Source organism: Bacteroides sp. 1001136B_160425_E2 (assembly GCF_015559655.1).
GTDB classification, from domain to species: Bacteria; Bacteroidota; Bacteroidia; order Bacteroidales; family Bacteroidaceae; genus Bacteroides; species Bacteroides luhongzhouii.
Genome location: NZ_JADMQH010000003.1, coordinates 1 through 15,059, shown reverse-complemented (window position 1 = coordinate 15,059; position 15,059 = coordinate 1). Strand labels below are relative to the sequence as shown.

Annotated in this window: 11 protein-coding genes and 1 pseudogene; 5 read left to right on the top strand and 7 right to left on the bottom strand. The window is 44.8% G+C overall.

The window, feature by feature from the left end; genetic code table 11:
• Positions 1–10: 10 nt before the first annotated feature.
• The 4 genes from I2I04_RS03605 to nadB form a co-directional block, all read right to left on the bottom strand.
• Entirely contained in the window at positions 11–1,744 is a 1,734-nt protein-coding gene (locus I2I04_RS03605) for a hypothetical protein (RefSeq protein ID WP_195654320.1), read from the bottom strand.
• Entirely contained in the window at positions 1,728–2,990 is a 1,263-nt protein-coding gene (locus I2I04_RS03600) for an MFS transporter (protein WP_195472879.1), read from the bottom strand. Before I2I04_RS03600 ends, I2I04_RS03605 begins: the two co-directional genes overlap by 17 nt.
• Positions 2,990–4,048: a glycoside hydrolase family 130 protein gene (locus tag I2I04_RS03595; RefSeq protein ID WP_195654319.1), complete on the bottom strand. Its 1,059-nt coding sequence runs from the start codon at positions 4,046–4,048 to the stop codon at positions 2,990–2,992. The genes I2I04_RS03600 and I2I04_RS03595 overlap by 1 nt, the downstream gene beginning before the upstream one ends.
• Positions 4,049–4,399: 351 nt before the next feature.
• Complete coding sequence (gene nadB, locus I2I04_RS03590) at positions 4,400–5,971, bottom strand: L-aspartate oxidase (protein WP_143258788.1); 1,572 nt, start codon at positions 5,969–5,971, stop codon at positions 4,400–4,402.
• 106 nt (positions 5,972–6,077) lie between these two features.
• Between nadB and I2I04_RS03585 the strand changes: the two genes are divergently transcribed.
• The 4 genes from I2I04_RS03585 (at position 6,078) to dacB (ending at position 10,642) form a co-directional block, all read left to right on the top strand.
• Positions 6,078–6,530: a PH domain-containing protein gene (locus I2I04_RS03585; RefSeq protein ID WP_008023691.1), complete on the top strand. Its 453-nt coding sequence runs from the start codon at positions 6,078–6,080 to the stop codon at positions 6,528–6,530.
• 48 nt (positions 6,531–6,578) lie between these two features.
• Entirely contained in the window at positions 6,579–7,922 is a 1,344-nt protein-coding gene (gene lpdA, locus I2I04_RS03580) for a dihydrolipoyl dehydrogenase (protein WP_195654318.1), read from the top strand.
• 64 nt (positions 7,923–7,986) lie between these two features.
• On the top strand, positions 7,987–9,189 hold the full coding sequence (locus I2I04_RS03575) for a TlpA family protein disulfide reductase (protein WP_195654457.1): 1,203 nt from the start codon (positions 7,987–7,989) through the stop codon (positions 9,187–9,189).
• 46 nt (positions 9,190–9,235) lie between these two features.
• Positions 9,236–10,642 carry a D-alanyl-D-alanine carboxypeptidase/D-alanyl-D-alanine-endopeptidase gene (gene dacB / locus I2I04_RS03570; protein ID WP_195654317.1) on the top strand — a complete coding sequence of 469 codons (1,407 nt, stop codon included), beginning with the start codon at positions 9,236–9,238 and terminating at the stop codon, positions 10,640–10,642.
• A gap of 316 nt (positions 10,643–10,958) precedes the next feature.
• Here the strand turns inward: dacB and I2I04_RS03565 are convergent, their stop codons facing one another.
• Together I2I04_RS03565 and I2I04_RS03560 are read right to left on the bottom strand one after the other, a co-directional pair.
• Complete coding sequence (locus tag I2I04_RS03565; RefSeq protein WP_195472876.1) at positions 10,959–12,458, bottom strand: acetyl-CoA hydrolase/transferase family protein; 1,500 nt, start codon at positions 12,456–12,458, stop codon at positions 10,959–10,961.
• Positions 12,459–12,628: 170 nt separating this feature from the next.
• The gene (locus I2I04_RS03560) at positions 12,629–13,090 is read right to left on the bottom strand and encodes a ferrichrome ABC transporter substrate-binding protein (RefSeq protein WP_195472875.1); all 462 of its coding nucleotides are present in this window, start codon (positions 13,088–13,090) and stop codon (positions 12,629–12,631) included.
• 336 nt (positions 13,091–13,426) lie between these two features.
• On the opposite strand from I2I04_RS03560, the gene miaB reads away from it, so the two are divergent.
• Complete coding sequence (gene miaB, locus I2I04_RS03555; protein ID WP_195654316.1) at positions 13,427–14,800, top strand: tRNA (N6-isopentenyl adenosine(37)-C2)-methylthiotransferase MiaB; 1,374 nt, start codon at positions 13,427–13,429, stop codon at positions 14,798–14,800.
• 183 nt (positions 14,801–14,983) lie between these two features.
• On the opposite strand, the pseudogene I2I04_RS03550 reads toward miaB, so the two are convergent.
• Positions 14,984–15,059, bottom strand: a pseudogene (locus I2I04_RS03550) (transcriptional regulator); the annotation flags it as partial.

Below are 15,059 nucleotides of genomic sequence, written 5' to 3'. Positions count from 1 at the left end.
ACACTTAGATTTAATTATATGAAATGATATTTTGTTTATTCGCAATAATCTTACCGTCTTTCAGTTCTAATTCTGTTCCGGCGGGAAGTTCCACAATTACTCTTGCATCATTGGCCGGGATCTCAACAGAGCCATTTGTCTTTATATTTTTTGCTATATATTCTTTGGCAACAATATCAAACAAATCGCATGGCTGGGTAGCTTGATAAGTAATGGTTTTGGTCTCTTTATGGGGGTTATAATAGAGATAGACCGGATAAGGTTTCTCTGTATAGAAGTCTGTGACATTACAATCCAGCCGGAGAATGCCTTCCACATTCGTTTGACAAACAATGGCCCCCAAAAGACCAACAGGAGAAGAACTGTAAACGCTGAACATGCTCTCCGTCGGATTACCTTTTATCCATTTGGGACCATCGCCGATTGCAACCGGACTAACCCCTTTTAATGATGCTTTTCCATAGTCATCCGTTTTTCGCAAACCTTCATAAGAAACATTATCATAAGTAATGTCCTTCAATTCCGGGGCCCATTGATGTGTTTCATCTATTTCCCCCGGATAGAACAAACGACATGCACTTGCATTGTTCAACATCCACTTGCCGATAGCCTTTGCATATTGAGGCTGATATTTCACCATCGGAATGAAAGGCCAGGCGGGTTTGATACTGTTCATGAGAAATGCATAGCCTCCGCCGTCTGTGATGCTCCCTTGCAGACCACTTACATCATAGTCACCCCATTTTCCTACAATAATTCCCCAACCGGTTCTTCCTGCAGGGCTTTTACATCCGTCAAATACCCAATCAAGAAGTTTGGCTACATCATAGTTGGCCCCCTCTACTGCATTCAAATAGGCTGCCGTATAAACTCCGAGTGGTAAAAGAGCCTCGTAAAAACGACTTTCTTTTTGGGCAAGCAGGGCTTCGATGGCACTTTTACTATGTTGCAGATAACGTGGATCGCCAAACTTATGATAAGCGCACAGTAATACATAAGCATGACCACCGGCGGCGTCTTGTTGCAATGGAATATTATTAACCATTCCTTTCATTTGCGCATAGTCAAAATAAGAATAGTCGTAATTTCCATTCAATACGGAATCGGCTTTAACAAACTGCTCCGCAATGCTTTTTTGTATCTTCTCTGCCCCGTCTACATCGGGGAAAACATCGCAGATAGCATAATATAAGGCATTGGGTAATACATCATACCACCAGTCACGGCCATAGCCTCCTCCTAAGAGGGCTACTGACGGAGTCGTATTGTTCATGATTATATTCCAGCCATTGTCAGAATTGAAATAATTCTGCACCATTTTTACATAGTTATATCCGTCTTGATTCGTCTTGTCAATCCCTACAAGACCGGCACCAAGAATAGCTGCCAATGAATTCAAGCTTTCATGGAACTCTCCGTTATTGGCATTCTTTCCCTGACGAATATCTTTAATGGCAGTATATAAGCCAAATGTAGTCTGGTCCATATTTCTGCGGGCGTCATCTAACCAGATTAATGGTCCGACTTCACTTTTATTATCCCAGTCAAAGATAAACTGGTCATACTTTTGGGCTTTTTGCTTCCAGTCCAGCATTTTATAAGTTTCGGGCATATCAGGCATAGAGTCTACCCTATGGATGGAAACCTGTTTTACCTTTTCTCCAAAGTTATTTCCGTTGCTTGAGCAAGATGTCAGAAAACAAACGGCGATAAGTAGAAAAAGACCTTTACTTCTCATTCTCATGTTCAATAATATCTGTTTGATTAGTAATATTCTTAGCTAAAGGATATGCCGCTAATTGTAATCCGGCAACAATCACCAGCGCATATTTCAATGCAAAATCCTGCGATACACAATAAGCAAGGAAGATAAACAGTAGTAAGCCGAAAGCTCTTCCAAGGAAAAGGCCGGACTCATGACTCAGGATATATGCATATTCGTTTCTATTCTCAATCTTTGCAACTGCATCAATTGTTTTCATCATAATGGGGAAGTAAGCCAAGTCGAACAAAGGCTGGAATATCACTTTGCAAAGGACGAAAAGGACCACTCCTGTGGCAGAGAAGAGAATACCGTTGAATAGTGTACCGACAAAGAATACGATTAATCCTCCTACAAATATTTTCAAACGGTCTTGCGGGCGGGCCATACGTCCTAATACATACACCAGGACAGCGGTCAATGCCCCGCTAACTCCCTGAATCAATCCTAACGCTCCTTCATCTCCTACCAACTTCAAGACCAATATAGCCGGTGCCGTTACTAAAAAACCTTGGACCATTCCTTTCAATGCGGCTAGCCAAAGCATCTTTTTCCAAAGTATGTTGAAGCGGAAATAGAGGAAGTTCGTTTCTTTGGGGTTTTCGAATTTACCTTTCCACAGTGTTATGCAGGCGATAACAGTGATGACTACTGCTGCCATCGTAACCACACTGTAAGAAGTATTGATATTGAAGAGGAACCCAAAAACTTCTTTTCCATCTATCTGGCTGATAAATGCGCCTATAATTAAAGGAACACCGATGGAGGTAATAGAAAAGAAGAAAGACTCTAGTCCGAAGAAATAGTTACGGCTATTATCGTTGGTATTATAGAGAGCCAGTAAGTATCGGTTGGTCCAGAAGAAACCTGAAGCTGCTCCCATTAAAAAACCGGCCAGACCAAGTTCAATGAAACCAAGTGAATTAATAGCCATCATACCAAACATGGAAATGCCACTTACTAAGATTCCTACAGAATAAAGCGTCTTCACACTGTATTTTTTTAGTAGATAACCGTTAACAAAAGAGGTCGTAATGATACCTGTATACATTGCCAGCTGATAAAAAGCAACCATTACCGGATCGCTCGTGTTCCTCATGATATAGGCTCCCACAAAGATTTCTACTATCGGTAGTACCAATGCATAAAGCATATTGGTAACCAACAGTGTTCTCATGTTAGGTTCCTGTTGCTTAAAGAACAGATATTCTTTTTTCAGTTTATTCATTACTTCTCTTGTGTCTGTTTTAATACATTTAATATCTCTGAAATGGAAAGTTCTGCTTTGCAAATCACTTCATCGCTTGCTCCATAATACATGGTTATCGTATCGCCGTCCACGAAATGACCATTAGTGAAAACAACATTTCCGAAGAACCCCGTTTGCTCATAAGCTGCGATAGGTTCCATGATAGGTTCTTCACTTCTTGCAATCACTTGCGACGGATCATTTAAGTCGAGTAATAAAGCTCCCAAGCAATAACGGTGATTAAAATCGGCTCCATGATAAATCTCCAGCCAGCCTTCTTCTGTCTTTATTGGAGCTGCTCCTGCCCCTACACGTGCGCAATCCCACATCCCGTCACGAGTCGTTGCCACACATTTGTGGTTTCCCCAATGCAGGCGGTCGGGCGATTCTGCCAACCATATATAATTGCCGCCAAGTTCGGGACTGCTTGGGCGATGAAGAGCGAAATACTTGTCACCTATCTTCTGTTCGAATAATGCACAATCTTTATTATGCGGTGGGAATATCATCCCATGCCGTGTATAGTTTTTCCAATCATTGGTGTGAATCAGTCCAACCCCTACAGCTACCGACGATACTTCTGTGAAAGTAAGGTAAAAACCATCTTCAGTTGTTGCAACACGGCAATCCTCAATGCCGAATGCTTCCAGCTCTCCTTTTCCGAAAATAGGTGGAAATTCCGGTTCATCTTTGAAGTGAATACCGTCGGTACTTGAAACCAGTCGTAAGTAAGACATCGTGGTCAGATAATTCTTTCCTTTGTAACCGATAACACGTGGGTCTGAAGCATCCAAATCGGGATCATTCTTTAAAAACGAAACCACTTCTATTTTCCCTTTTTCATTATATATAGGAAAACTGATAATTCCTTCTTTCTGAATAGGTCTTTCTGCGACGCGCAAAAGTAACCAAATTTTGCCTTGATATTTGAAAACTCCGGGATTTAACAAACATGTAATTTCCATTCCGTTGATTCCCGCTTTTAAATCTTTTGGAGCCAGTAGGGGGTTCTGCTCACATCTTTTAGCTATATCCATAATATTTCGATTAGTGATTATTTCTGTGAACAAAAGTATGAGATGAGAGACAGGAAAGTGTTTACTATATTCTCAAAGAGGTGTACACATGCTCAAGAACATGTTTTTAAGAGGATGATATTGGGGAATGATTTTAGAAGAGACAGAGATATTCGTATTTATATACTATTGTTGTTAAAGAGTTGGTTTATAGATGAATATGCGGTATGTTGAAGTGTATTATATTCTCATAAGTGTATAGTATAGTTTCTTTGAGGAGTGAAAAAGAAACACATAAAGATAAAAAAATAAGAGGCCAAACTCAAAAATATAATTTGAGAAAGCCTCTTGTTAAGAATAATACTGTAAATCCTATTTCTTCACGTGCGGATAATCTATCGTATAATGTAATCCGCGGCTTTCCTTACGCTCCATTGCCTGACGCATAATCAGATAACCTACATTTACCATATTACGCAATTCGCAGATTTCTCTGGACGCTACGCTACGTTTGAACAGGCTTTCGGTCTCTTCATAAATAATATCGAGTCGGTCCCAGGCACGTTTCAGCCGGAGGTCGCTGCGGACAATGCCTACATACGTACTCATAATCTGGTTCACTTCTTTCATGCTTTGCGTAATGAGCACCATTTCTTCCGGAGAGCGGGTTCCTTCGTCATTCCATTCGGGAATATCTTCATTATAAGAATATTGATCGATTGCTTGCAGACTGTGTTTGGCGGCAGCGTCGGCATATACGACTGCTTCTATCAGTGAGTTGGAAGCCAGACGGTTGCCTCCATGCAATCCTGTGCAGGAACATTCTCCCACGGCATACAGACGTTCGATGGAAGATTGTCCGTCCAGGTCGACAAGGATACCTCCGCAGAGATAATGGGCGGCCGGGGCTACTGGGATATAATCTTTCGTGATGTCGATGCCCAGGCTAAGACATTTCTCGTAGATATTGGGGAAATGTTTCTTTGTTTCTTCGGGATCTTTGTGGGTGACGTCCAGATATACATGGTCGTCTCCACGGTTCTTCATCTCGTTGTCGATGGCGCGTGCCACGATGTCACGGGGAGCGAGCGAAAGACGGGGATCGTATTTCTGCATGAACTCTTTGCCGTCCATTGTGCGCAGTACGCCTCCGTAACCACGCATTGCTTCCGTTATCAGGAAGGAAGGGCGGTCTCCCGGATGATACAGGGCAGTAGGGTGGAATTGTACAAACTCCATATCCTTCACCGTACCTTTGGCACGGTAAACCATGGCGATACCGTCTCCGGTAGCGACTAGCGGGTTAGTGGTTGTTTTATAAACGGCTCCTACTCCACCGGTGGCCATCAGCGTCACTTTGGCAAGATAGGTATCTACTTTTCCCGTTTTCGGATCGAGGATATAAGCACCATAACATTTGATGTCCGGTGTCTGGCGGGTTACAGTCACTCCCAAGTGATGCTGTGTCAGGATTTCAATGGCAAACTGGTTTTCGATGACCGTGATATTCGGATGGCGTTGTACAGCTTTAATCAGGCTGTCTTGAATTTCTGCTCCTGTATTATCTTTATGGTGAAGAATACGGAACTCCGAGTGTCCGCCTTCGCGGTGCAAGTCAAATTCGCCCTTCTCGTTCTTGTCAAAGTCCACTCCCCACTTAATCAGTTCTTCAATTTGTGCGGGAGCTTCGCGCACTACCTTTTCTACTGCGGCACGGTTGCTGATCCAGTCGCCGGCAATCATTGTGTCTTCAATGTGCTTGTCGAAATTATCCACCAGAAGGTTGGTGACGGAGGCTACACCTCCCTGGGCGAAGTACGTGTTGGCTTCTTCCAGCCCACTTTTACAGATAAGAGCAACTTTACCTTTGTGCGCCACTTTCAGCGCAAAACTCATACCGGCAATTCCGGAACCGATAACGAGGAAATCGAATTTTCTTACCATAATCTTGTTATTTCTCACCGCAAAGCTACAAAATAAGTTACTTCGTTGTACTTTTCGTTGTCACTAATTCATAAAATTGCTACCTTGCAGGCAAAAATCTGACAAAATGAATCGAATTTTTCATGCCCGCATCGCCTGGTACCAATATTTCCTGTTGGTGGTGCTTACTGTGAATGCCGTCGGCGCATTGTGGTGTAAATATATCTTAGTGGCGGTACTGTTTATGTTGATGCTGATTGTAGTGATCGAACAAATTATACACACTACTTATACGTTGACAACAAACGGTGATCTGGAAGTTTCACGCGGCCGTTTTATTCGTAAGAAGATCATTCCGCTTTCCGAAATTACCGCGGTCAGGAAATACCATTCCATGAAATTCGGCCGTTTCTCGGTGACGGATTATATCTTGATAGAATACGGAAAAGGAAAGTTTGTTTCGGTGATGCCTGTCAAGGAACAGGAATTTGCGGAACTACTCGAAAAGAGAATGTTCGCAAAGAAAATAAAGGGCACGGAGGCAATAGACCCTGTAGACTCTCAAGCGGATGAATCGTAGCATGTTTTGATAATAATGAATAATGAAAAGATTAACTGATTATATACTATGAAATATCAAGTAATTATCATCGGTGGCGGTCCTGCGGGATATACGGCTGCCGAAACTGCCGGTAAAGGCGGTTTGAGCGTATTGCTTATCGAAAAGAATAGTCTGGGTGGCGTCTGTCTGAATGAAGGCTGTATTCCTACGAAAACATTGCTGTATTCGGCAAAGACTTATGACAGTGCAAAACATGCATCAAAGTATGCAGTCAATATCCCGGAAGTCTCTTTCGATTTGCCTAAGATAATAGCTCGTAAGAATAAGGTAGTGCGTAAACTGGTGCTGGGAGTGAAAGCGAAGCTGACTGCCAACAATGTTGCGATCGTATCAGGAGAAGCGCAGATCATTGATAAAAATACGGTTCGCTGCGGGGAGGAAATTTATGAAGGAGAGAATCTGATATTATGTACGGGTTCGGAAACCTTTATCCCTCCTATTCCGGGAGTGGACGCGGTGAGCTACTGGACGCACAGGGATGCTTTAGACAGTAAAGAATTGCCGGCTTCTCTGGCTATTGTTGGTGGCGGAGTGATCGGAATGGAGTTTGCGTCGTTCTTCAATAGTTTGGGAGTACAGGTGACAGTGGTTGAGATGATGGATGAAATCTTGGGAGGAATGGATAAAGAGCTTTCGGCTTTACTGCGTGCGGAGTATGCGAAGCGGGGCATTAGATTCCTGCTTAGTACGAAAGTGGTCGGCTTGTCGCAGACGGAAGAAGGAGCTGTTGTTTCTTATGAGAACGCGGAGGGAAACGGCAGTGTCATTGCAGAGAAGCTGTTGATGAGTGTCGGCCGTCGCCCGGTGACGAAAGGTTTCGGGTTCGAAAACTTGAATCTGGAGAAGACAGAGCGTGGCGCTATCAGAGTTAATGAAAAGATGCAGACTTCTGTGCCGGGCGTGTATGTTTGTGGTGACTTGACAGGATTCTCTTTGCTCGCCCATACGGCTGTTCGTGAAGCGGAAGTTGCCGTACATTCCATCTTGGGAAAGGAAGATGCCATGAGTTATCGGGCTATTCCGGGCGTAGTTTATACCAATCCGGAGATTGCCGGAGTGGGCGAAACAGAGGAATCAGCGTCGGCAAAAGGTATCACTTATCAGGTAATCAAACTTCCGATGGCTTATTCCGGCCGTTTTGTGGCAGAGAATGAAGGCGTGAACGGAGTCTGTAAAGTATTGCTGGATGAACAGGAACGGGTGATTGGAGCCCATGTATTGGGCAATCCGGCTTCGGAGATCATCACTCTTGCGGGCACTGCCATTGAACTCGGGTTGACGGCAGCGCAATGGAAAAAGATTGTTTTCCCGCATCCTACGGTAGGAGAGATTTTCCGGGAAGCGTTATAAACGGATTCCGATATCTGCGATCGTTCATTGATGCGGGTATCTTACTGATAAAATCAAATATATGATGAGAAAATATATAATCACTCCGGCCTTATTGGCAATAGTTTGTATGGTGATGTGTCATTGTACATTTAATCGTAAAGCGTCAGTTGCCACCAATGAATATTTGATTCAGGGCGAATTGGCCAATCTTCCCGACAGCATTGTGATCGGCCTGTATGAGGAGGACGGAAATATTCTCAACTGTGTCTTGAGAGATACGCTTATGAATGGACAGTTCTCTTTTCGCGACACGGTTTCTACCACACGGAAAATGCTGATAATGTCTGACAACAGGGGCTTCCCGGGTACATGGCTGGAAGTGTGGATCGCACCGGGAGAATACATTGAAATCAAGGGGCAGGACAAACTAGTGAAAACATGGGAAGTAGTAAGCGATGTGCCGGAACAGCAGGAAGAAAACCGCTTTACGGCTTGCGCGATGGCTCAACAGAAAGAACTGATGCAATACATGGCAGCGGAATATGACTGGCAACGGATGATGTTCATAGACCATCCGGGCGACCGGGAGTTTGAAAGTCAGGCCTGGGCCAAAATAGATTCTATCCGGAAACTGTCAATGCCGTTGCAGCAGGAAATCTGGAAAAAGGAAATGGAATACATGGAAGAAGCGCCCGTCTCCCCAGTGTGGATGGACAGATTATTGTTTTTTGCTTCCATGATGAAATATAAAACCATCATGCCTTATAAAGAAGAGGTGAAAAACCTCTATGCCCGAATGTCCGAAGCCGATAAACAAACAGATGACGGACAGGAGATTACAGCCTATGTTTATCCTCCCACTACCGTAGGAGTTGGAGATATGATGGTTGATGGAGACCTATATGATGTGAATGATTCTCTCCATCATATTTCCGAATTCAAAGGAAAATTCATCTTACTTGATTTCTGGAGTAGCGGTTGTGCCCCTTGCGTGGAGTCGATACCCGAAATGGAGAAGGTGATGGATCTGTATAAGGATAAAATGACTGTGATTAGTATTAGTGAGGATCCGAAAGCACGTTGGAAAGAGTATATCAAGATGAAAGGAATGGGTGGTAATCAGTGGAACGAACTTCGTAAAGGACGCACCGGTCTTGCCCTAAACTATCAGGTACGGGGAATCCCTCATTATGTATTGATTGCCCCTGATGGAAAAATCCAGGATGTATGGTCCGGCTATGGCTCCGGTTCGCTTCTTGGACAGGTAGAGAAAAACTTGAAATAGATAGAGGTAAGATACTGTCATTTGTTGATGTCATAAACTGTATTGTATGAAAAAAAGTCTTTTGTTGGTCGCCTTTTCAGTTTGTTTGTTGCCACTTTGGGGGCAACAGAATTTCTCCCGGATAGATTCGCTTATCAAGAAGATGCTCCCCGAAGCATCCGAGGTCGGCATATCCGTCTACGATCTGACGGCTAAGAAATCACTTTATAGCTATCGTGCGGAGAAACTTTCCCGTCCTGCCTCTACCATGAAGCTGTTGACGGCTATTACCGCACTTTCCCGCCCCGAAGCCAACGAGCCTTTCCGCACGGGAGTATGGCACGATGGCGTGATAGAGCATGATACCTTGCAAGGCAACCTGTATGTGGTAGGCGGATTCGATCCGGAATTTGACAGCCAGTCGATGGATTCATTGATAGAAGAGGTAATCACTTTCCCTTTTTCGGTTATTAACGGGCAGGTCTATGGGGACGTTTCAATGAAAGACTCCCTTTATTGGGGCAGCGGATGGGCATGGGACGATACTCCTGCGGGCTATCAGCCTTATTTGTCTCCATTGATGTTTTGCAAGGGGACTGTGCAGGTTTCTGTCGTTCCTTCTACGGTGCAGGGAGATACGGCAAGTGTTTCCTGCCAACCTGTATCTTCCTATTATACAGTAACGAATCAGACGAAAACACGCACCCCTTCTGCCGGGAAATTCTCTTTCACGAGAGACTGGCTGACGAATGGAAACAATCTCCTTGTTTCGGGTAATGTCACTTCGATTCGAAAAGATGATGTCAACATCTACGATTCTCCCCGTTTCTTTATGCACACTTTCCTGGAACGCCTTCGTGTGAAAGGAATCACGACTCCCCAGTCGTATGGCTTTGCCGAATTACCTCGCGACAGTGTGAGAGTAGAGCGTATGGCTTGCTGGAACACTTCCGTGCAGAAAGTGCTGAACCAACTGATGAAAGAGAGTGATAACCTCAATGCGGAAGCATTTCTCTGTCGCCTGGGAGCGCAGGCTACGGGAAAGAAGCAAGTAGCTGCCGAAGATGGCATTGTCGAAATAATGAAGTTAATCCGCCGCCTGGGGCATGATCCGAAAGACTATAAGATTGCCGACGGTTGCGGACTGTCTAATTATAATTACCTCTCTCCTGCCCTGCTGGTCGATTTTCTGAAATATGCGTACTCGCAAACAGAGGTGTTTCAGATGTTGTATAAATCTCTTCCCGTTGGCGGAGTGGACGGAACATTGAAATTCCGGATGAAAGGTACTTCTGCCTTCCGGAATGTTCATGCCAAAACAGGTTCGTTTACGGCAATAAATGCGCTTGCGGGCTATCTGAAGATGAAGAACGGGCATGAAGTGGCATTTGCCATTATGAACCAGAATGTGCTTTCGGCCGCTAAGGCAAGGTTGTTTCAGGATAAGGTGTGTGAGGTGATTATCGGGAAATAGATGGTGTCATAATACCCAGATTGAAAGACTTACCCCTGCTACAGCTATGTGTGGCAGAAGTACTTTCCTAAAGAAAAGTGTTTTGCCCCCCCAAAAAAACAACCAAAGTGGAATCTCGTTGTTGAATCCGATTTCTATGTTGTCGAAGGCTAAGTGTCTGCTCTTTATGGAGGGTTTATTGATTCTTCTATAACTAATTGATTTTTCTACAAAGATATAATTGTATTCTCTGGTAAACAAAATCCAATGATTTTTGTTTACCAGAGAATACAATTATACTTGTTTAGAATCGAATATTGTAAATCCTATATTCTATTTACTTGGCGTATTCAGCCCAATTTGTATTCTTCATATCGCCACTTTTAGCCAACTCTGCGTGCATACCAAGTGCAGCCTGAATAGCGTGTGGAGTTTGTGCCCGGTTGCCGGCCAGTTTGAGGTAATCCCAAAGAAGCTCTTTGTAGTCAGGATGAGCACAGTTTTCGATGATGGCTTGTGCACGTTCTTTCGGACTCTTGCCACGAAGATCGGCAACACCTTGCTCGGTGATAACGATGTTGACATCGTGCTCCGTGTGGTCGTGGTGGGATACCATCGGTACGATGGCACTGATCTTCCCTTCTTTAGCCACAGACGGACAAGTGAAGATAGAGATGTAAGCGTTGCGGGTAAAGTCTCCCGAACCGCCGATACCGTTCATCATTTTTGTTCCGCCGATATGGGTAGAGTTTACATTGCCGTACAGGTCGACTTCGATGGCTGTATTGATAGAAATGACCCCGAGACGGCGTACTATTTCCGGGCTGTTGGAAATTTCCGACGGGCGGAGAACCAGCTTGTCGCGGAAGAAATCCATATCGTTGTAGATACCTTCCAGACAGTCGTTTGTTACAGTCAGTGAGCAGGCACTACCGAATTTGATACGTCCTTCGCGAATCAATCCGATCACAGAGTTCTGGATTACCTCTGTGTACATTTCGAATGGAGGAATCGTTTTATCACGTCCCAATGCACCAAGCACGGCGTTGGCGATGTTTCCTACACCCGATTGCAAAGGCAAGAAACTAGACGGGATGATACCACGTTTCATGTCGGCAGCAAGGAAGTCGGCAACATTCTGTCCGATTTTGTCGGTCAACGGATCGGCAGCAGCGAAAGAACGCGCTTCATCCGGCCAGTTGGTTTCCACTACGCCTATAATCTTTTTCGGGTCTACCTGAACGTAAGGCAGTCCGATGCGGTCACTCGGTTTATAGATAGGAATCTCGCGGCGGTAAGGCGGGTCGAGCGGTTCGTATACGTCGTGCATACCCATGCCGGATTTGCTGTGTGCGCTGTTCAACTCCACGATAATCTGGTCGGCCAGACGGCAGATCGTCGGGGAAATACCACCGGCGGCAGTCAGATAAATCTTTCCGTCGGGAGTCACTTCGCAGGCTTCGATGATGGCCACGTTCACTTTGCCCATGAATCCGTAGCGCACTTCCTGTGCCATTTGTGAGAGGTGTATGTCGTTGTAGGCAATCTCTCCGTTGTTCACGGCTTTGCGGAAATCAGCGTTGGTAGTATAAGGGGCGCGGTAGCGGATCGCTTTGGCACGTGACAGTACACCGTCGCAGGACTCTCCTGTCGATGCTCCTGTGAAAATTCCTACTTGAAACGGGTTTCCTTTCGCATGTTCTGCTTCAGCAATTTTTGCGAGTTCGGCTGTTACAGCCTTGGCCGTTCCGGCGGGAGTAAATCCGCTTAGGCCGATGTTGTAGCCATGTTTGATCAGGCTTGCAGCTTCTGCTGCCGAAATACGATTGAGTGACATAAATAGTAAATTTCGTGTTAAAATACAGTTGATATTTAATAAGTTAATAATTCTATTCGCTTTTCGGATAAGATTTCAGGCGCGGATTACACGGATTTCACGGTTCCGGAAAAGTTGGATTGCATAAAACGACAGCGTAATCTGTGTCTGATATGTCTTTATAGTTTTCCTCAGTATTTCCGTTGAAGTATTTCTCCCCAGATAATGGCCCGGCGTGCTTCTTCTGCCGAATGAATCGTAAAATCTTCTTTATTGTCGGGTGAATCGTGAGGAGTGTTGTAGTGAGCACCTTGCCGGCTGTTTCGCTCATCCTGTGCGACACTGTTGGCAAGGGATGCAGCTACGGATACTTCTTCTTTTTTCTTTTTCTGCTTCGAAGTTTGCTGTTTGGAAGACTGTTTAGGGACCGGTTGTTCGCGGGGAATCGGCCGGAGCAGTTCGTCCAGGGATTTGGGCCTGCCCCAAGCTTCGGGTATGGGAACGGCATCAGGGCTTACTTCAACCGGAGATGGCATTGGGGGAACGGGGTGTTTGGCTTTAGCCTTTTTCGCCTTACTGTTTTTATTCACCTCTTTGAATATTCCCACAAGAATGACGCCTGCTATCAAGAGAAATTTCAAAAAATCTTCCATTGTGCTTCACATCTAAATAGTTATCCGCCAAAGGTAGGCATTTTATCTGGTTTGAACTAACATTTGGACATGAAAAAAGGGCAGCTTCACAGCTCCCCTTAATTTTTTTAACCTAAACCTTAACTATGAAAAAATCTAATGTTTCTTTCATTGCACAAATGTGAAAAATAAATTTAAATTTGCCAAGTATATGGGTGGAAAATGTTTATCCTCTTAACATAAATTACAAATTTGCTTGCCAAATCATCAATTTTTGCGTTATTTCTGTGTCAATTAACTACTTATTGAAAGTGAAGCCGTATCTTTGCATCCGAATTTTTAAACTAAGATTTGAGTATGAACGAATTAACGGGAGCGGACTTTAAATCCGCAACTGAAATGACTGATGACAACAAAAAGTTGTTTATCGAGACATACGGCTGCCAGATGAACGTGGCCGACAGTGAGGTGATTGCATCGGTGATGCAAATGGCGGGGTATTCCGTAGCTGAAACGCTGGAAGAGGCTGACGCTGTGTTTATGAACACTTGTTCTATCCGCGACAATGCGGAGCAGAAGATCCTGAACCGCCTGGAGTTTTTCCACTCGCTGAAGAAAAAGAAAAAGCGCCTGATTGTGGGTGTACTGGGTTGTATGGCCGAACGGGTAAAGGATGATCTGATAACGAATCATCATGTCGACCTGGTAGTCGGTCCGGATGCTTACCTGACGTTGCCCGACCTGATTGCTGCCGTTGAAACCGGCGAGAAAGCAATCAATGTGGAGCTTTCTACTACCGAGACTTATCGGGATGTGATTCCGTCGCGTATCTGTGGCAATCATATTTCCGGTTTTGTGTCCATCATGCGTGGTTGTAACAATTTCTGCACTTACTGCATCGTTCCCTATACTCGCGGACGTGAGCGTAGCCGTGACGTGGAAAGCATCCTCAATGAAGTGGCGGATCTGGTGGCAAAAGGTTATAAAGAAGTTACCCTGTTGGGACAAAATGTCAACTCATACCGTTTTGAGAGACCGACAGGAGAAGTGGTTACCTTCCCGATGTTGCTCCGAACAGTGGCCGAAGCCGCTCCGGGGGTACGTATTCGTTTCACGACTTCCCATCCGAAGGATATGAGTGACGAAACGTTGGAGGTGATTGCGCAAGTGCCGAATGTATGTAAACATATTCACTTGCCTGTGCAGAGCGGTAGTTCTCGCATCCTGAAACTGATGAACCGTAAGTATACCCGTGAATGGTATCTGGACCGGGTGGCAGCTATCAAACGTATCATCCCCGATTGCGGACTGACTACCGATATTTTCTCCGGTTTTCATTCTGAAACGGAAGAAGATCATGCTATGTCGCTTTCGCTGATGGAGGCGTGCGGGTACGATGCTGCTTTCATGTTTAAATATTCCGAGCGTCCGGGAACGTATGCTTCCAAACATCTCGAAGATAATGTGCCTGAAGAGGTGAAAATCCGCCGCTTGAATGAGATTATCGCTTTACAGAACCGTCTGTCTGCCGAATCCAACCAGCGTTGCATCGGAAAGACGTATGAAGTGCTTGTGGAAGGTGTTTCCAAGCGTTCGCGCGATCAGCTGTTCGGCCGGACGGAACAAAACCGTGTGGTGGTGTTCGACAGGGGTACGCATCGTGTCGGTGATTTTGTCAATGTGCGTATCACGGAGGCCAGTTCGGCTACGCTGAAAGGGGAAGAAATCTGATTTCACCACAGAGGACGCAGAGGACACAGAGGTCTTATTCTCATAGTCGTGGCTGTCTTGTAGTTGTGACTGCCTGTACGGTATGTGGCAACTGCGCTTATACAACACATCCTGTGGAGGCTTTGAGGATTAATATAAAAAATCAGTGTTCTTCTGTGTCCTCCGTGTCCTCTGTGGTGAAACTTACATCATCATGTGTCTTCTGATGGAGAACTTCACAATCGCCATTGCGTTGATGGACGCGAATGGAATATCCATC